This window comes from Acidisphaera sp. L21 (assembly GCF_009765685.1).
Lineage (GTDB): Bacteria > Pseudomonadota > Alphaproteobacteria > Acetobacterales > Acetobacteraceae > LMUY01.
Genome location: NZ_LMUY01000045.1, coordinates 119815 through 135452, shown reverse-complemented (window position 1 = coordinate 135452; position 15638 = coordinate 119815). Strand labels below are relative to the sequence as shown.

General features: G+C 66.1%; 20 protein-coding genes and 1 pseudogene. 13 read left to right on the top strand and 8 right to left on the bottom strand.

Annotated features, from left to right (window positions below; all coding sequences use genetic code 11):
• Nucleotides 1-364 (bottom strand): annotated as a pseudogene (locus tag GSQ76_RS10345) (hypothetical protein); the annotation flags it as partial.
• Between the two features lie 105 nt (nucleotides 365-469).
• Here GSQ76_RS10345 and GSQ76_RS10340 point away from each other — a divergent pair.
• Entirely contained in the window at nucleotides 470-961 is a 492-nt protein-coding gene (locus tag GSQ76_RS10340) for a GNAT family N-acetyltransferase (RefSeq protein ID WP_158743817.1), read from the top strand.
• 194 nt (nucleotides 962-1155) lie between these two features.
• Here the strand turns inward: GSQ76_RS10340 and GSQ76_RS10335 are convergent, their stop codons facing one another.
• On the bottom strand, nucleotides 1156-2040 hold the full coding sequence (locus GSQ76_RS10335) for an aldose 1-epimerase family protein (RefSeq protein WP_158743816.1): 885 nt from the start codon (nucleotides 2038-2040) through the stop codon (nucleotides 1156-1158).
• 89 nt (nucleotides 2041-2129) lie between these two features.
• Here GSQ76_RS10335 and GSQ76_RS10330 point away from each other — a divergent pair, with 89 nt between their 5' ends.
• Nucleotides 2130-2438: a DUF1330 domain-containing protein gene (locus tag GSQ76_RS10330; RefSeq protein ID WP_158743815.1), complete on the top strand. Its 309-nt coding sequence runs from the start codon at nucleotides 2130-2132 to the stop codon at nucleotides 2436-2438.
• On the opposite strand, the gene GSQ76_RS10325 is transcribed toward GSQ76_RS10330, so the two are convergent.
• On the bottom strand, nucleotides 2435-3544 hold the full coding sequence (locus GSQ76_RS10325) for a TrkA family potassium uptake protein (protein ID WP_254070343.1): 1110 nt from the start codon (nucleotides 3542-3544) through the stop codon (nucleotides 2435-2437). The two genes, GSQ76_RS10330 and GSQ76_RS10325, sit on opposite strands and share 4 nt — an antisense overlap.
• Nucleotides 3545-3652: 108 nt before the next feature.
• Here GSQ76_RS10325 and GSQ76_RS10320 point away from each other — a divergent pair, with 108 nt between their 5' ends.
• A complete protein-coding gene (locus tag GSQ76_RS10320; RefSeq protein WP_254070342.1) occupies nucleotides 3653-4360 on the top strand; it encodes a GntR family transcriptional regulator in 708 nt (235 codons plus the stop codon).
• A 28-nt stretch (nucleotides 4361-4388) separates the two neighbouring features.
• On the opposite strand, the gene GSQ76_RS10315 is transcribed toward GSQ76_RS10320, so the two are convergent.
• On the bottom strand, nucleotides 4389-5000 hold the full coding sequence (locus GSQ76_RS10315) for a hypothetical protein (RefSeq protein ID WP_158743814.1): 612 nt from the start codon (nucleotides 4998-5000) through the stop codon (nucleotides 4389-4391).
• Nucleotides 5001-5060: 60 nt separating this feature from the next.
• Nucleotides 5061-5330, bottom strand: coding sequence for a hypothetical protein (locus GSQ76_RS10310; protein ID WP_158743813.1), 270 nt, complete (start codon nucleotides 5328-5330; stop codon nucleotides 5061-5063).
• Nucleotides 5331-5501: 171 nt separating this feature from the next.
• On the opposite strand from GSQ76_RS10310, the gene GSQ76_RS10305 reads away from it, so the two are divergent.
• The 3 genes from GSQ76_RS10305 to GSQ76_RS10295 all read left to right on the top strand — a co-directional run bounded on the left by GSQ76_RS10305 (nucleotide 5502) and on the right by GSQ76_RS10295 (nucleotide 7333).
• The gene (locus GSQ76_RS10305; RefSeq protein WP_158743812.1) at nucleotides 5502-6194 is read left to right on the top strand and encodes a triacylglycerol lipase; all 693 of its coding nucleotides are present in this window, start codon (nucleotides 5502-5504) and stop codon (nucleotides 6192-6194) included.
• Nucleotides 6195-6272: 78 nt separating this feature from the next.
• Nucleotides 6273-6692 (top strand): RusA family crossover junction endodeoxyribonuclease, encoded by a 420-nt coding sequence (locus tag GSQ76_RS10300; RefSeq protein ID WP_158743811.1) that lies wholly within the window; start codon nucleotides 6273-6275, stop codon nucleotides 6690-6692.
• Nucleotides 6692-7333 (top strand): hypothetical protein, encoded by a 642-nt coding sequence (locus GSQ76_RS10295; RefSeq protein ID WP_254070348.1) that lies wholly within the window; start codon nucleotides 6692-6694, stop codon nucleotides 7331-7333. The genes GSQ76_RS10300 and GSQ76_RS10295 overlap by 1 nt, the downstream gene beginning before the upstream one ends.
• A gap of 22 nt (nucleotides 7334-7355) precedes the next feature.
• Here the strand turns inward: GSQ76_RS10295 and GSQ76_RS10290 are convergent, their stop codons facing one another.
• Nucleotides 7356-8234 (bottom strand): NAD(P)-dependent oxidoreductase, encoded by an 879-nt coding sequence (locus GSQ76_RS10290; RefSeq protein ID WP_158743809.1) that lies wholly within the window; start codon nucleotides 8232-8234, stop codon nucleotides 7356-7358.
• 137 nt (nucleotides 8235-8371) lie between these two features.
• On the opposite strand from GSQ76_RS10290, the gene GSQ76_RS10285 reads away from it, so the two are divergent.
• The 7 genes from GSQ76_RS10285 to GSQ76_RS10255 all read left to right on the top strand — a co-directional run bounded on the left by GSQ76_RS10285 (nucleotide 8372) and on the right by GSQ76_RS10255 (nucleotide 14487).
• Nucleotides 8372-8776, top strand: a complete 405-nt coding sequence (locus GSQ76_RS10285) for a carboxymuconolactone decarboxylase family protein (protein ID WP_158743808.1) — start codon at nucleotides 8372-8374, stop codon at nucleotides 8774-8776.
• Nucleotides 8773-9690 carry an NAD(P)-dependent oxidoreductase gene (locus GSQ76_RS10280; RefSeq protein ID WP_158743807.1) on the top strand — a complete coding sequence of 306 codons (918 nt, stop codon included), beginning with the start codon at nucleotides 8773-8775 and terminating at the stop codon, nucleotides 9688-9690. The genes GSQ76_RS10285 and GSQ76_RS10280 overlap by 4 nt, the downstream gene beginning before the upstream one ends.
• Nucleotides 9691-9702: 12 nt before the next feature.
• Nucleotides 9703-9930, top strand: a complete 228-nt coding sequence (locus GSQ76_RS10275; protein WP_158743806.1) for a hypothetical protein — start codon at nucleotides 9703-9705, stop codon at nucleotides 9928-9930.
• A 50-nt stretch (nucleotides 9931-9980) separates the two neighbouring features.
• Nucleotides 9981-11567, top strand: coding sequence for an ABC transporter substrate-binding protein (locus GSQ76_RS10270; RefSeq protein ID WP_158743805.1), 1587 nt, complete (start codon nucleotides 9981-9983; stop codon nucleotides 11565-11567).
• Nucleotides 11568-11631: 64 nt separating this feature from the next.
• On the top strand, nucleotides 11632-12435 hold the full coding sequence (locus tag GSQ76_RS10265; protein WP_158743804.1) for a class II aldolase/adducin family protein: 804 nt from the start codon (nucleotides 11632-11634) through the stop codon (nucleotides 12433-12435).
• Nucleotides 12428-13264: an acyl-CoA dehydrogenase gene (locus tag GSQ76_RS10260; RefSeq protein ID WP_158743803.1), complete on the top strand. Its 837-nt coding sequence runs from the start codon at nucleotides 12428-12430 to the stop codon at nucleotides 13262-13264. Before GSQ76_RS10265 ends, GSQ76_RS10260 begins: the two co-directional genes overlap by 8 nt.
• The gene (locus tag GSQ76_RS10255; protein ID WP_158743802.1) at nucleotides 13261-14487 is read left to right on the top strand and encodes a CaiB/BaiF CoA-transferase family protein; all 1227 of its coding nucleotides are present in this window, start codon (nucleotides 13261-13263) and stop codon (nucleotides 14485-14487) included. The genes GSQ76_RS10260 and GSQ76_RS10255 overlap by 4 nt, the downstream gene beginning before the upstream one ends.
• Before the next feature lie 225 nt (nucleotides 14488-14712).
• Here GSQ76_RS10255 and GSQ76_RS10250 read toward each other — a convergent pair whose 3' ends face one another.
• Together GSQ76_RS10250 and GSQ76_RS31060 are read right to left on the bottom strand one after the other, a co-directional pair.
• Nucleotides 14713-15006: a nucleotidyltransferase domain-containing protein gene (locus GSQ76_RS10250; protein ID WP_158743801.1), complete on the bottom strand. Its 294-nt coding sequence runs from the start codon at nucleotides 15004-15006 to the stop codon at nucleotides 14713-14715.
• Nucleotides 15006-15632, bottom strand: coding sequence for a hypothetical protein (locus GSQ76_RS31060; RefSeq protein WP_216850982.1), 627 nt, complete (start codon nucleotides 15630-15632; stop codon nucleotides 15006-15008). The genes GSQ76_RS10250 and GSQ76_RS31060 overlap by 1 nt, the downstream gene beginning before the upstream one ends.
• Between the last annotated feature and the right edge of the window lie 6 nt (nucleotides 15633-15638).

The window sequence follows — 15638 nt, the reverse complement described above, 5'->3', positions numbered from 1 at the left end:
CACCCGACAGCAGCAGCGCCGCCGCCCCCAGCCAAACGCCCCATTTGGCCGTCAGCATCTCCTCCCAATCCACGGCTTTGCGCGGTGGAGCAGCCGAAGCGGTTGGAGCCGCAGGAGCCGGTGGTTCGGGTGATGGCGTGGGCAGCGCGATCTCGGCAGGCGTCCCCGGCGGCTGGCTCAGCCAAGGGGCCGGGGTTTCGGCCGCTGGCTCGGGCCCGGGCACCACGACCGGCGCCAGGCTGGCGCGCAACGCGCGCAATTCCCGCATCGCCCGGTTGGCGCGGAAGAAGCCGATCACGCCCAGCAACCAGCCGGCGCCCGCGATCAACAGGGTGATGATTATCGGCCCGATGATATCGTCCATGGCGCCGACCACACCATCCGGCCGCGTCCCCGTCCAGAGTAGGGCTTTGCAGCCGCCCTCCTACCCATCAAAGTCAAACGATCCCCCCCCCGGAAAGACCGCCCCGTGACACCCCAACCCACGCCCGCCCGCACCGCGGAGGACATCGAGACCATCCGCATCCTGTTCCGCGAATACGCCGCCGGGCTGGGCTTCGACCTGGGGTTTCAGGGGTTCGAGGCAGAACTGGCGCTGCTCCCCGGCAAATACGCGCCGCCAAAGGGTGAATTACTGCTGGCCCATGCGCCGGACGGCGAGGCCGCCAATGGCGCTGCCGTCGGCTGCGTCGCCATTCGCCCATTGGGCCAGCCCGGCGTCGCGGAGGTGAAGCGCCTTTATGTCCGCCCCGCCGGCCGCGGCAGTGGCGCCGGCCGGGCCTTGGCAACCGCCGCCGTCAGCTTCGCCACGGCTGCCGGCTATACCCAGCTGGTGCTGGACACCAACCCGTCGATGCAGGCGGCGATTACGATGTACCGGACGCTCGGGTTCGAGCCGATCAAACCCTACTGGGACAATCCGCTGCCCGGGTTCCTGTATTTCGGCAAATGCCTCGCGTAGCCATGCTGTTCGCAGCAACGAAACGGCCCATCGTGACGAATGCGGAGGCCGAAGCCGCGCCAGCCTGGTGTCACAATTGCCGGCCAGCAGTTTTGAACTGAACATACGAGAATTTGCAGCTGCACCCGCCGGAGTTTCAAGCGAAGCAGATTTCCATCCGCGCCGCAGTTCGCACCGTCCGATGCAGGCTGAACCTACCCCGGCTGCACCGTCATGCGATGGATGGCGCTGCGGCTCTCCCCCGGCGGGATCAGCATCAGCCAGGGCTTGTCCACGAACTCCCCATCGAAATCCGCCGGGCTCGCCATCCCCTTCCACGGCTCGATGCACAGGAAATCGGCATCCGCGCGGGACCAGATGCCCAGTTGCTGGAACCCCTCCCACGCCACCGTCAGCGCCGGCCCCGTGGCAGCGGCGTAGCGAACGGACCGGCTGGCCGGCTTCGGCAAAATCAGCGCATCGGCGGCAAACAAGTCCACCCGCAGCCGTAAATCTTGCCCGGCGATCGGGCAGGGGCGGTTCGCCTCCGTCAGCAGGCCGCCTTCCACACCCCACATCGGCCCGGCCTCCGCCGCATCGAAATGCAGCGCGTAGTCCTCCTTCGCCACACCCGGCGTCAGCGGCCAGCGAAACGCGGGATGCGCCCCCATCGACGCCGGAAGCACCTCATCGCCCGTGTTGGTCGCGGTGTAGGTGATCGCCAAGGTCGAACCCTCGACGGCGTATCGCACCTCGAACCGAAATCCGAACGGGTAGATTGCCCGCGTCTCCGCATCGTCGCTCAGCGCCAGCGCGCAGCCATCCGGGGTCCGCTCTACCCACGTGAACCGCCGGTCGCGGGCAAAGCCGTGCTGCGTCATCCGGTAGTCGCGCCCGCGATGCGTCAGCGTGTCGTCCCGCAGCCGCCCCACGATCGGGAACAGCACCGGCGCATGCCGGGGCCACGGCGCCGTGGCGGGCCAAAGGTAATCCAACCCGGTGGCATCGCGCAGCAAGCTCAATTCCGCGCCATCCGCCTTGATCCGGGCGGTGATGCCGCCGCTGGCGATCTCGTGGTAGTCCGTGGCGTCGTCGGTCAAACCATGCGCTCCTTGCCTGGGGGCGCCATGCTGGCGACGGATGGCGCGGGTTGCAAACCCACCGGGTCAAACACGGGAGAAAACGGACTATGCCCAAAGGATACTGGATCGCCCTGGTCGATGTCGCCGACCCCGAGGCCTACAAGGCCTACATGCAGGAAAACGCCATCGCCTTCCGTAAATACGGCGCCCGCTTCCTGATCCGCAGCGGCCGGGCCGAGCAGGTGGAGGGAAGCGGCCGATCCCGCCGCGTCGTGGTGGAGTTCCCCGACTACGACACTGCCCTGGCCTGCTACCACTCCCCCGAATACGCCAAGGCGATCGCCCTCCGCACCCCCGTGTCGGCCGCCGATATCCTGGTGATCGAGGGCTACGACGGCCCCCAACCGACCGACTAACGCACTGATAGCCGGAACCCCGGCCGCGCCCCGGCCTCGAACAAGGTACGCGCGCCGAGGAACCGGCCGATCAACACCAATCCATCCCCACTCTCGATCCGGCTGGCTGGATCCGGATGGGTGATCGCCTCCCCGCCCGAGCGGTTGATCTGCACCACGAAGAACGCGCCGCGCGCCTCCTGCTCCAGCCATTCGATCGTCTGCCCGGCGGCCGGGCTGCCGGCGGCAGCGGTCACCATGTCCATGTTCAACCCCAGCCCACGCAGCACCCGCTCGAAATCCACCATATGCTCGGACCCGCGGATGAACCGCGCGGTCTCCCGGTACAGGATCATCTCGGCAATCCGCTCGGCCCCGATATGCGTCGGCAGCACCACGCTGTTCGCCCCCGCCTGCACCAGCTTGCGCTCCGTGCTGGGCGCATCGCCGCGGGCGATGATCTCCAGCGCCGGGTTCAGGCTGCGCGCGCTCAGCGTGATGAACACGTTGGCCGCATCGTTCGGCAGCACGGTGGCCAGCGTATTCGCCCGCAAAACCCCCGCAGCCAGCAACGTCGCCTCCTCCGTCGCATCCCCCTGCAGGCAAAGGTAACCGAGCGCCCGCACCTCCGCCGCCCGCGCCTCCTCCCGCTCCAGCACGACGAACGCCGCCCGCCCTGCCTCCAATTCCTGCGCCAACTGCACGCCGATGCGGCCGAACCCGCAGACGATCACGTGGCCCGTAAGCTTGTCGATCTGGCTGTTCATGCGCTTCAGCCCCAACACCTGGTTGATTTGGTTCAGCGTAATGAATTGGACCAGCGCACCCGTCAGGAAGATGACGCCCGTGCAGCCCAAAATGATGTTGGAGATGGTGATCGTCCGCAAGAGCACGGTGTCGATCGGCCGCACCTCGTCGAACCCCACGGTGTAGACCGTGATGATCACCATGTACAGCGCGTCCCACACGCTCCACCCGGCGGCCACGTAGCTGGTCGTGGCGATGCTCATCACCACCGCCATGTAGATCCCGCCCAGGATCAGGTTGCGCGCCGGCGACGCCAACAAGCCCTTCCGCGGGATGGCGCTGCGCCGTTGGCTCGTGCGGGTGAGGGTCGGGACGATCAAACGAGGCAACTCATGCGCGCTGTTGCAACAGACTGGCGGGTGCCCCCGTCGCTTGTCTATCGCGACGATCCCTTTTCGGCCGGGTGGCGATGGCCGTAGGTTGGGCGCATGGCGGGACCAGGGTGGGTGATGGCGGCAGACGGCGAGGCCAGTGCGGTGATCCAATCCACCCGGCGCCAGGTGGAGGAGGCAGTGCGCGCCGCGGTGGTCGGCGGCCGCTTCGCCCCCGGCCAGCATCTCCCCGACCGCGTGCTGTGCGAGGAATTCGGCGCCAGCCGCAGCGTCATCCGCGAGGCAGTGCGGCTGCTGGAGGCCGAGGGGCTGGTGAACGTCCTCCCCAACCGCGGCACCTTCGTCGCCTTCCTCACCGCAGCCGAGGCGACGCAGATCTACGAGGTCCGCGGTGTGCTGGAGGCATTGGCCGGCGAAGGCTGCGCCATCCGCGCCACCGACGCTGAACGCGCGAGCCTGCGTGACATTTACGAGCGGATCGCGAAGGTCGACGAGAACGCCGGCCAGGGCGTGCTGCTGGGCCTCAAACAGGAATTCTACGACGCCCTGCTGCGCGGCTGCCACAACCCCCTTGTCGCCCGCATGCTGGACCAGGTGCTCAACCGCAACACCCAACTCCGCGCCATGTCGATGTCCGAACCCGGCCGCCTCAAACACACCGTCGCCGAACTGCGCCGCGTGGTCGAAGCCATCGAGCAGCGCGACCCCGAAGGCGCCTGGGACGCCTGTCGTATTCACGTACGACGCGCCTCCACCATCGCCCTCCGCATTCTGCGGCAGCGGGAGGAGGCAGCAAAAAGCTGAGGCGACACTCGTCCCCTCAAACCGTTTTCTATCCAGAGGGGTCCAGGGGAAGACTGTCCCCTGGCGGGGAGTGGGGCGGCGCCCCGTAACTCTCCGGCTCGCGCCCCCACCGCATCCGCACCGGATCCACGCCGAGGTCGCGGCAAACCGCGCGAACGATCGCCTCGACCGGGCGGCCATAGACATCCTCCAGCCGATCCAGTGAATCCAGCCGCTCCGCCGGCGCATCGCGCACCGCCCGGTCGGCCTGCCGACGCGCCATCGCGCGCTGATCATCCGCATAGGGCCGAGCCCAACCGCGCTCGAGCCGTTCCGCCAGCATCACCGTCCGCCGGATCGCGCGGGACACCTGCGCAAACCCGGCGGCCAGGCGTTCGGCCCGGGCGGTGGCATCTCGCCGGGCTTCCCCGGCGGCGCTGGCGGCGCGATCGGCCTCGATCGCCTCGGCGAGCGAAATCGCCACCGGCGACACGTCCGGGTTGACGATCGCCGCCGCCTCCGTCAGCGCCGTCTCCGCTTCCGCCGCGCGGCCGAGCATCCGGGCCACGCTCATGCCGATCTGCACCAGTTCCGCCAAAGCCTCGCGGAGCGGCGCCGGGCCAATCGCGGTATCGTCGGAGCGGGAAGGGGAGATCTGCATGATCCCGCCAAGGACCACACGCCCACCCGCAGTTTCAAGCAATGCGTGGCGGCGTCCGGGCTACAGCGCCTTCGCCTTTTTCAGCAGCGCGTCCAGCCGAACGCAGGTTTGCTCCGTCACCCCGCCCGACCCGGCATCCGCCATCACATCCCCGAACTCGCTCGCCAGATCCCCCATCTCGTCCGGCTTGCTGCTCATCTTCTGTTGCATGACTACGCTGAATTCCTGCGCCTTGGCGTTCGCCGTCGCATTGGTGCACGCCGCCAACGCCACGGCCGGCGCCAATAAGACGAACAGCGCCGCCGCAACCCCGATTGTCTGAACCCGCACCCGACGCCTCCCTTGTTTGTGACGCGATCATGTCACCCGGCCGCCCACCGCGACACCCGCCTAACCCGGCACGCTTTGGACAAACTGGCCCGGCGAGGGCACGCTCGCTCCCACGATGACCAATTCCCCAACCGCCTTCGCCAACGCAAAATGGTCCCCTGGTAACCCGCGATGACCGTCTACGCCCCAGTCCGCCCCACCATCCGGCGTACCACGGCCGAAGCGATCGCCTTCGTCCGCCGCCGCCCCAGCCTCGTCGTCGACCCGGCGTTGCCCCGCGGCGACGGCCGCCCCGTCCTCATCCTCCCCGTCATCGGCCGCGGCGACGAGCACGCCGCCGTCGCGCGATACGCCCTCGACCAACTCGGCTATCGCGCCTTCGGCTGGGGCCTGGGCCGCAACATCGGCCCCACCCCACGCCTGCTCGCCGGTATCGAGCGCCGGCTGCTCGAACTTCACGCCCAACACGGCAAGCTCGATGTCATTGGCTTCAGCCTAGGCGGTGTCTTCGCCCGCCTGCTGGCCCATCGTCACCCCGACAAACTGCGTCAGGTCGTCACCGTCTGCAGTCCCTTCCGGCGCCCGATGGACAGCGCCTTCATCCCCCTGCGCCCGTTTCTCCGCCTATGGCGCACCCCGGACCTACTCGGCATGGCGCACCGCGTCGCCCAGCCTTTGCCCGTCCCCGGCACCTTCATCTTCAGCCGCAACGACGGCATCGTCGCCTGGCAAAGCTGCATCGAGCCCACTCAGCCCGACGATTGTTTCGAAATCCCCGGCCTCCACGTCACCATCTACCGCGACCGCGACGTATTGGAGATCCTGGCCCACCGGCTGGCCCGGGACCTGCCCGTCTCGGGGTAGGCGGCGCCCCCCGATTCCAGATCGTCACCATCCGATATCCGTGCCAGGCTAGGGAATAACAGATCGTTCCTTAGCGCCATGAGCGTCGAAATCGCATTCCCGCTGGAGTTCATCGTGCCGGGGACGCCGGTTTCTCTGCAGGTGAAGCGGCAGGAGTCAAAAAATCTCTGGAAGGAGCGCGTCAGGCAGGCAAGCTATAACGCGCTGCCCGACGGTCACTTCGCAACGGCGTCTGCCTTGGCGGTAACTCTGTTCTATTTTCCCAGCGGGGAGATGACCGGCGACATCGACAATATCGTCAAACCCATACTGGATGCGCTCAACAAACATATTTACCTCGACGATCGGCAAATCGAGCGGATTTGGGTGCAGAAATTCGAGCCGGGACGTATTGTGCGGTTCAAGGATCCGTCTGCGTTGCTTGGCCAAGCCTTTGCCGGGAAAAGGCCGTCACTGTATATTCGCCTCGGCAACGACCCGACAGAAGGGCTTGTGTGATGTCGTCGTATTCGTCTCAACGTGAAGATGCTGTGTTTCAAGCCGTAGTGCCGCAACTGGAGGCCGAGGGCTTCTCAGTGTTTCTGCATCCCTCCGCCTCCATGTTGCCAGCGTTTTTGCAGGGCTATCGCCCCGACGCCATCGCATATAAGGGCGATCGCAAAATGGCCATTGAGATTACCGCTCGAACGCAAAACGATGGTTCGAAACTCAAACGTTTGCGCGAAGCTTTGCAAGCCCATCCCGAATGGGAATTGCAAGTTTTCTACGCTCCTCCCCTCAGGAACGAAGACGCCATACCCGCATCGTCCCGAGAAACGATCGAAGAACACCTCCAGCGGATCGAGGGTTCGCTTGAGGCGATGGGCACGACGGCCGCCCTCCTCCTGGCATGGGCGACCTTCGAGGCCGCTGCCCGTCGGCTGGTTCCTGATGGTTTCGCGCAACCTCAAAGCCCCTCCCGTCTCATCGAGGTTCTCGCGTCACAGGGTTATGTCACGCCCGACGAAGCCGACACGCTCCGCGGCCTGATTCAAATCCGCAACGCTGCCGCTCACGGCCGACTGGACCTCACGACGACCCGCTCGCAAGTCGAAGACTTGGTGGGCGTAACGCGGACCATTCTAGCATTGGAACCGTAACCCTACGAACTGGCCGCTCGCGTCAAACCTGCACCCGCCAACTATACTGCGGCTCGTAGCCCAGCACCCGCCGCGCCTCCGCAATACTCAGCAACGTCTCATGCCCTGCCAAATCCGCCGCCAGCGGCACGTCCGGATGCACCCGCCCCATCAATTCGCGGCTGGGCTCCCGCATCAGCGTGTCGGCGGCCGCGATGGTGAACACACCCGCACCCGGCACATCCGCCTCCAGCCCCAGCCGGCAAGCCTGCGCCACATCCCGCGCATCCACCCAACTCCACAAATTCCACTGCCGCAACGCCGGGTCCGCCCAATAGCTGGGGATGGCATCGCGATCGGCCTCATCGAAGATGTTGGAAATCCGCAGCCCCACGAACCGAGTGCCCGGGTTCCACCGATGCATCTCCTCCGCCATCCGCTCGCACAACACCTTCGCCAGCGCATACCCAGTTTCCGGCACCGTAGGATGCGCCTCCGTCACCGGCGCGAACTCAGGCGGGGACCGCGTCAACGGCAGCCCATACACCGTCTCGCTAGACGCCCACACCACGCGCTCCAGCCCCAGCAGCGTCGCCGCGCTGAACACGTTGTACGTCGTCATCAAATTGTTCTGAAACGTGACCGCATCCGGCGCCAAGCCCGGTGCCGGAATGCCCGCCAGATGCACCACGAACGCCGGCTGCCCCAACGGCGACCGCCGCCGATCCACCGTCCCAGCCGCCTTGCGCAGCGCGTCCACGGTCTGCCCCATATCGTTCAGATCGACCTTCAGGAAATGGCACAGCGGCTGGGCCGGCGGCGCCATGTCCACGTTCATCACGCTGTAGCCATGCGCCAGCAGGTCGCGAATGACGGCGCGCCCCGCCTTGCCACTTCCACCGGTGACGACGACACTCTTCATGGCCAGCTGCCTCCAATGACGCATCATTGTCTGACAGATCGCCCCGCATTGCAAAGCTGTGAGGATCACCACCAAGGGCTTGCAGCAGAAAACCCCCGGCGTATTGTCTGGCAATAACCATCGAGCAGGAGCGACCCATGGCTGAATCCGAGATGTTCGAGAAAGGGCTGCAGGTTCGCCGCGATGTCCTGGGCGCCGAATACGTCGACGGCGGCCTCGCCAAGGCCGACGATTTCATGATGGCCTTCCAGCGCATCACCACCGAATGGTGCTGGGGCTATGCCTGGACGCGCGACGGCCTCGACCGCAAAACCCGCTCCATGCTCAACCTCGCCATGCTCACCGCCCTCGACAAACCCGGCGAGTTGAAACTCCACGCCAAAGGCGCCCTCGCCAATGGCGTCACCGTGGATGAGATCAAGGAGATCCTTCTCCACGCCACCGTCTATTGCGGCATCCCCGCCGGCCTCAACGCCTTCAAGGCCGTGCATGAAGTCCTCGTAGCCGAAGGCGCGCTCCCCAAAACGAAGCCCGCCGAATGAGCGCCCCCATCAAGCGCATCGCCTTCGTCGGCATCGGCAATATGGGCTGGCCGATGGCGGCCAATCTGGTGAAGGCCGGGTTCGACGTCGCTGTCTGCGACGCCGTGCCCGACCGCGCCGCCAAGTTCCAGGACGAAATCGGCGGCACCGCCTGCGCCGACGCCGCCGCGGCCGCCAAGAACGCGGACGCCATCGTCACCATCCTCCCCACCAGCAAACACGTCGCCGCCGTCGTGGCCGCCATCAAACCAAACCTATCTCCCGGCGCCCTCGTCATCGAAATGTCATCCGGCGTCCCCGGCATCACCCGCACCCTCGCCACCGAACTGGAGGCGGCAGGGGCCGCGATGATCGACTGCCCCGTCTCCGGCGGCGTTCCCCGCGCCCGTACCGGCGAACTCGCCATTCTCGCTGGCGGCGATTCCGCATTGATCGACCGTGCCGACCCGGTGTTGAAAGCCATGGGCAATTCCGTCCATCGCTGCGGCGGCATCGGCAATGCGCAGGCCATGAAGGCGCTGAACAACCTCGTCTCCGCCGGTGGCTTCCTCATCGGGATCGAGGCATTGCTCATCGGTCAACGCTTCGGCCTCGACCCGGCGATGATGGTCGATGTGCTCAACGCCTCCACCGGCATGACCAACAGCAGCCAAAAGAAGTTCAAGCAATTCGTGCTCTCCCGCCGCTTCGATTCCGGTTTCGGCCTCGACCTCATGGTGAAGGACCTCGGCATTGCGCTGGAGGTCGGGCGCGACACCGCAACCCCCACACCCTTCGCCGCCCTTTGCAAGGAACTATGGGCCAGCGCCGCAACCCTGCTCGGCCCCGGCCAGGACCACACCGCCGTCGCCCAACTCAGCGAGCAACTATCCGGCACCGCCCTAGGCGGCGGCAACAGCCCGGCAGCCGAATAGGTCTAGCCTAACGTGGATGCACTGACGGCGTATGGCCTCTTCGCCGTCACCACCATGCTGGTCACCTACGCGCTGGAGGCCCGCAGCAACTTGTTCGTGCTGGCCTTCGCCGGGTCGTGCGTCTTGGGCTCGTCCTACGGATTCCTACAGGGCGCCTGGCCGTTCGGCCTGGTGGAGGCGATCTGGGCCGTCGTCGCCGCCCGCCGGTTCTGGCTAGCGAGGCCGCCCCGCCCGCGCTAGGCTCGCTCCCAACACGGCCGCAAGCGCCGGTGGCTAGACGGGGGAAGACGATGAAGCGACGCAGTCTGTTACAATCGGCGGCACTAGGCGCGGCTGCGCTAGCAATACCCCGCATCGGCCGCGCACAAAACGCCAAGGTGCTGCGCTTCGTCCCGTATGTGGACCTGGCCATCCTCGACCCGATGATCAACACCGCCTCGCAAACCCGCACCTTCGGCTACATGGTGTTCGACACGCTCTATTCGCAGGACGCCAATTTCCGAGCCCAACCGGAAATGGTCGACGGCCACCAAACCGACGACGACTTCAAACTCTGGACGCTCACTTTGCGCGAGGGCCTGCGCTTCCACGACAATACTCCCGTGCTAGCCCGCGACGTAGTCGCCAGCATCAAACGCTGGGGCGCCGCGGACCCAGCGGGCCGCGCCCTCCTCGGCGTCGTCGCGGACATGACCGCCCCCTCCGACCGCGTCGTCAAGATCCGCATGAAGCAACCCTACCGCCTGCTGCCGGACGTGCTGGGCAAGATCGCCCCCAGCATGGCCTGCATCATGCCGGAGCGCATTGCCGCCGCATCCCCCAGCAAACCCATTACCGAAGTTATCGGCAGCGGCCCGTTCCGCTTCATCGCCAACGAACGCGTCAGCGGCTCCCGCGCCGTGTTCGAACGCTTCGCCGGCTACGCCCCCCGGCCCGGCGGCGGTACCCCCGGCCTCACCGGCGGCCCGAAGATCGTGAACCTGGACCGCGTCGAATGGATCACCATGCCGGAGGCCGCCACCGCCTCGGCCGCTCTGCAAAACGGCGAGGTCGATTGGTGGGAAGTCCCATCCCCCGACCTCCTCCCGATGCTGCGCCGCGACAAAACCCTCGTCACGGACGTGAAGGACAAAACCGGCGTCGTCCCCATCCTCCGCTTCAACTGCCTGCAGCCCCCCTTCGACAACCCCGCCATTCGCGAGGCCGCCTTGGTCGCCTCCAGCCAACGCGAGTTCATGGAGGCATTCAGCAGCGACCCAACCGAATGGCGCGACAAGGTCGGCCTGTTCACCCCCGGCACCCCAATGGCCACCAAGGCCGGCATGGACCGCTTCCACGACAAGCCAGACCTGGAAGCCGCCAAGCGCGCCGTCCAAGCCGCTGGCTACAAGGGCGAACGCGTCGTGGTCATGCAGCCGACCGACCACCCGGTGAACAACGTCATGTCCCAGGTCGGCGCCGATCTGTTCAAGCGCATCGGCCTCAACGTCGACCTGCAGGCGATGGACGCCGGCACCATGTTCCAACGCCGGGCCAACCGCGAAGGCGTCGACAAGGGCGGTTGGAGCTGCTTTCCCTCCATGGTCGGCGGGGCAGACGTGCTCAACCCCGCCGTCTCGTTCCTCACCCGCGGCAATGGCGCCGATGCCTGGTACGGCTGGCCCACCATCCCGAAACTGGAAACCGCCCGCGCCGCCTGGTTCGACGCGCCGGATCTGCCCACGCAGCAGGCGCTATGCGGCGAAATGCAGATGGCGGTCCTGGATGGCGCGCCGCATATCCCGCTCGGCCAGATCCTGCAGCCCACGTCCTATCGCGCCACGCTCACGGGCGTCCTGGAAGGCATTCCCAAGTTCTGGAACGTGCAGAAGACGTAATCTGCCTCCGGCTTGTCGTCGTCGCCGAATGGTCGCAGGGTTCACGGAGTAAGGGAGACGAGCAATGTCCTCAGCAATGGCAGAACTGCGCGGCAAGCGTTACAACACCGACATACCCTCGATGCGCGAACGCGTCTCGCCGGAGGAGTGGGAGGCCCGGGTCAACCTCGCCGCCTGCTACCGCCTGGTCGCGCAGTGGAACATGACGGACATGATCGCGAACCACATCTCGGTCCGCGTCCCCGGTGAGCCGGAGCATTTCCTCATCAACGCCTATGGCCTGCTCTACGAAGAAATCACCGCGTCGAACCTGATAAAGATCGATTTCGACGGCAACATCGTCGACAAGCCGGATTTCGATTACGGCATAAACCGCGCCGGCTTCGTCATCCACGCTGCCGTGCACCGCGCCCGGCACGAGGTGGATTGCGTCATCCACACCCACACCGCCGCCGGCATGGCCATCGCCTCCATCAAATCCGGCTTCCTGCCGATGACGCAGACCGCCATGCGCTTCACCCGCGTTGCCTATCACGATTACGAGGGCGTCGCCGTAGACCTGGCCGAGCAGGAGCGCCTGGTCGCCGACCTGGGCGATGCCGACCTGATGGTGCTGCGCAATCACGGCCTGCTGGTCGTCGGCCCCACCGTCCCGCAGGCCTTCAGCAACATCTACCGCGCCGAACTGGCCTGCAAAGCGCAGCTTTTGGCTATGGCCACCGGTGACGAGGTCGTCCTGCCATCCCCCGACGTGATCGCCAAAACCAACCATCTATACCGCCCGGAAGTGCGCCGCCCGTTCGGCGTGCTGGAATGGCCCGCCCTCCTGCGCCGCCTGGACCGGACCGATCCCACATACCGTGATTGACCCCGCCGACTGGCTCGGCCGGCGGGAGGAAGCGGAGGATGTCTGCGCTCTCCCGCTTGTCCGCCGGATCGCCGCCTTGCTCGACCGCGACCCGGCCGCCTTCCGCAACGGTGACACCCTGCCGCTCGGCTGGCACATGATCCTGTTCACGCCGGACGCGCTGCAATCCGCGCTGGGCGTCGACGGCCACCCCGTGGAGGGCGGCATGGTCGCGCCACCTTCATCCTATCCGCGACGTATGTTGGGCGGCCGGCGCACCCTTTTCACCGCGCCATTGCACATCGGCGCAACCCTGCGCCGGGTCAGCGAAGTGACGGCGTTCGAGGAAAAACACGGCCGCTCCGGTCGCCTGGCAGTGGCAACCGTGCGCCACGCCATCTTCGCGAACGGCGAGGCTGCCGTGGTGGAGGACCAGGACGTCATCTTCCGCGAACCCGCCGGCACTGCCAGCGAACCGCGTGCGGCGGCTGACGAGCCGGAACGCCCAACCCCAACGCATGAGCGCAGCGTCACCCCCGACCCGGTGATGCTGTTCCGCTACTCCGCCATCACCTTCAACGCCCACCGCATCCATTACGACGCCGCCTACGCCACCGGGCCGGAGGGCTATCCCGGCCTCATCGTCAATGGCGGCCTCACCGCACTGCTGCTGCTGGAACTGCTGAAACACTCCGCCGGCCGCGACCTCACCAGCCTGGACGTCCGAAACCGCCGCCCCTTGATCTGCGGCCGCCCAGCCCGGCTCTGCGTCGCACCCGCCGCAGCGGGCTGGACCATGTGGGCCGAGGACGACCACGGCAGAATAGCACTGGAGGCAAGTGCCGCGTGACAAAGGAGACCCAAGAAGACACCCGGGCGCTCGCCGGCATTCGCGTGCTGGATCTGACCAGCGTCGTCGTTGGCCCGGCGGCAACCTTGCGGCTCGCCGATCTGGGGGCGGAGGTCATCAAGATCGAAACCCCCGGCGGCGACCTGCTGCGCACCCTGGGGGGGCCGTCACCCTCCGGCCGCATGTCCGGCAAATACCTGCACTTCAACCGCGCCAAACGCTCCGTCTGCCTGGATCTGAAAAAACCCGGGGCAGGGGAGGCACTCCTCGCCATCCTGGCCACATGCGACGTGCTGGTGTCCAACATCCGGCCCGAGGCCTTGGCCCGTCTCGGCCTGGACGCGGAAACCTGTCGTGCCCGCCAGCCGGGCCTCATCCATTGCAGCATCACCGGCTTCGGCCCCGGCGGCGCCTATCGTGGCCGCCCCGCCTACGACAGCGTCATCCAGGGCGTCTCTGGCGTAGCCGGCCTCGCCCTGCAGCGCGACGGCGTGCCGCGCTACGCCCCCTTGCTCCTGGCGGACCACGTCGTCGGCGAGATTACCGCCGGGCAAATTAGCGCCGCCCTATTCCGCCGCAGCCGCACGGGGCAGGGCACCACGCTGGAAATCCCGATGTTCGAAACCATGGCCGCCTTCGTCCTCCAGGAACATCTCGGCCCGCAAAGCTTCCACCCACCCCTCGGCCCCGCCGGCGACACCCGCGTCCTGGACCCGGACAACCGCCCGCTCGAAACCGCCGATGGATGGATGTGCGTCACCTCCAACACCGACGCCCAGGCGCACGGCTTCCTCCGCGCCATCGGCCGCGCCGACCTCATCGAAGACCCCCGCTTCCGCACCGTCGGCACCCGCTTCCGCCACGCCCGCGACTGGTTCGCCCTGCGCACCGAGGCAATGAAGACCCAAACCACCACCCATTGGCTAGAAGTGCTCGGCGCCGCCGACGTCCCCGTCATGCTCTGTCACACCCTGCAAACCCTCCCCGGCGACGAGCACCTTCAGGCCGTCGAACTCCTCACCCCCGAGCACCACCCGCAGGAGGGCCCCATCACCACCATCCACCCCAGTCTTCTATTGGATGGCAAACGCGCCCCGCCGGGTCACCCGGCCGAACACACCGGCTGGAGCACCCGCGCCGTCCTGGAACAAGCCGGCCTCCCCCTCGACGCCATTGCCACCCTTCTCGCCACCAGCGCCGCCGTGGACGGGCAGGCGGCCTAGAGTCTGTCGCTGACCGAAGTCGGAACGGCGGCTTCCGACCAATCCCAGTGGGTCACAGCCCAATCAGCACACCCCGGAAGTAGACATTCGGACGACGATCTGCCGACAGCTAAGCGCCCCATTACGGCCGTTCAGGAGTCCGTCCCCGCCGCTCCAGAGCGGTCATTCATTGGTGCAGAGACGAAGGCATGTGCGAACCCCACGCGGTGCGGCGAACGCGGCTGATCAGATCTCGGCGGCAACCATCACCAGTCCAAGCTGCACGCATTTTTCCCTTGTGACAAAGTTTGTACGCCGCTCTTCCGAGGGCAGCATGTAGAGAATATGGAGTGGCAGAAACTCGCCTGCAGCCTGAAGCTCTTGCTTAAGCTGCGAGAGTGCGTCACCGCTGGACCCGACGACCAGAATGTCTACGTCCTCGCCGATCCCGCGCAACGTCGAACCGAACATGTAGGCGTCAAACTGTTTCAGCGATCTACAGCTACCAAGCAGATGGGCAGCGATCTCGCCGGCGGTCATCAAGCCGTCCTCAGACGCTCCTTCAGCTCTTCCCAAATAACCACCTCGCACCCAAGTTCAATCCCGGCCTCGATCGCTTCCAGCGACGGACTTCCGTTTGGATTGATATTCCAAACAATATCGACAGGCCCAAACTCATCCCAAAGGCTGCGCACGGCGTCGGCGTTGGGCTCGTAGTCGGCGATCATGCCGATCTTGAGCACAGTCCCGGTCTTGAGCGTGACCCGGTAAATGCGGTCGTATTCCCGGCTCAGTTCCTTCACTCGCCCATATTGTCGAAGCAGTCGGTCAGGAAAAAAGTAGGTTTTGTGGGAGGCGGTGTTCGCCTCACCGTCAAACGCCGCCGAGGTCAAGGTTCCGGCACTACCCCAGCCGATGTTGGCGCGTTGAAGATATTCGATCGTGTCACCAGGCCAGACGCAGGTCTTTCGATAACCGCATAGGAAATCCATTTCCGGGTGCTCCTGCCGGTAACTCGTCGCTGTTGCCGCATCGACCTTGTTCACAGCCGATATCACGGCAAAGACGTCAGGCTGATCCTCAACCTCAATTCGGATCAGTTCGCCCGCCACATGCTGCGCGCTTAGTCGTGGCTGCTCGGCGATGTAAGCGAGCGCGCGTTTCACCTGCCA

Excerpts from the sequence above, each read along its gene's own strand:
- GSQ76_RS10330 (WP_158743815.1), top strand. The coding sequence starts at position 2,130 with ATGCCCAAAGGATACTGGATCGCCCTGGTCGATGTCGCCGACCCCGAG.
- GSQ76_RS10320 (WP_254070342.1), top strand. The coding sequence starts at position 3,653 with ATGGCGGGACCAGGGTGGGTGATGGCGGCAGACGGCGAGGCCAGTGCG.
- GSQ76_RS10315 (WP_158743814.1), bottom strand. The coding sequence starts at position 5,000 with ATGCAGATCTCCCCTTCCCGCTCCGACGATACCGCGATTGGCCCGGCG.
- GSQ76_RS10305 (WP_158743812.1), top strand. The coding sequence starts at position 5,502 with ATGACCGTCTACGCCCCAGTCCGCCCCACCATCCGGCGTACCACGGCC.
- GSQ76_RS10300 (WP_158743811.1), top strand. The coding sequence starts at position 6,273 with ATGAGCGTCGAAATCGCATTCCCGCTGGAGTTCATCGTGCCGGGGACG.
- GSQ76_RS10295 (WP_254070348.1), top strand. The coding sequence starts at position 6,692 with ATGTCGTCGTATTCGTCTCAACGTGAAGATGCTGTGTTTCAAGCCGTA.
- GSQ76_RS10290 (WP_158743809.1), bottom strand. The coding sequence starts at position 8,234 with ATGAAGAGTGTCGTCGTCACCGGTGGAAGTGGCAAGGCGGGGCGCGCC.
- GSQ76_RS10285 (WP_158743808.1), top strand. The coding sequence starts at position 8,372 with ATGGCTGAATCCGAGATGTTCGAGAAAGGGCTGCAGGTTCGCCGCGAT.
- GSQ76_RS10280 (WP_158743807.1), top strand. The coding sequence starts at position 8,773 with ATGAGCGCCCCCATCAAGCGCATCGCCTTCGTCGGCATCGGCAATATG.
- GSQ76_RS10270 (WP_158743805.1), top strand. The coding sequence starts at position 9,981 with ATGAAGCGACGCAGTCTGTTACAATCGGCGGCACTAGGCGCGGCTGCG.
- GSQ76_RS10265 (WP_158743804.1), top strand. The coding sequence starts at position 11,632 with ATGTCCTCAGCAATGGCAGAACTGCGCGGCAAGCGTTACAACACCGAC.
- GSQ76_RS10250 (WP_158743801.1), bottom strand. The coding sequence starts at position 15,006 with ATGACCGCCGGCGAGATCGCTGCCCATCTGCTTGGTAGCTGTAGATCG.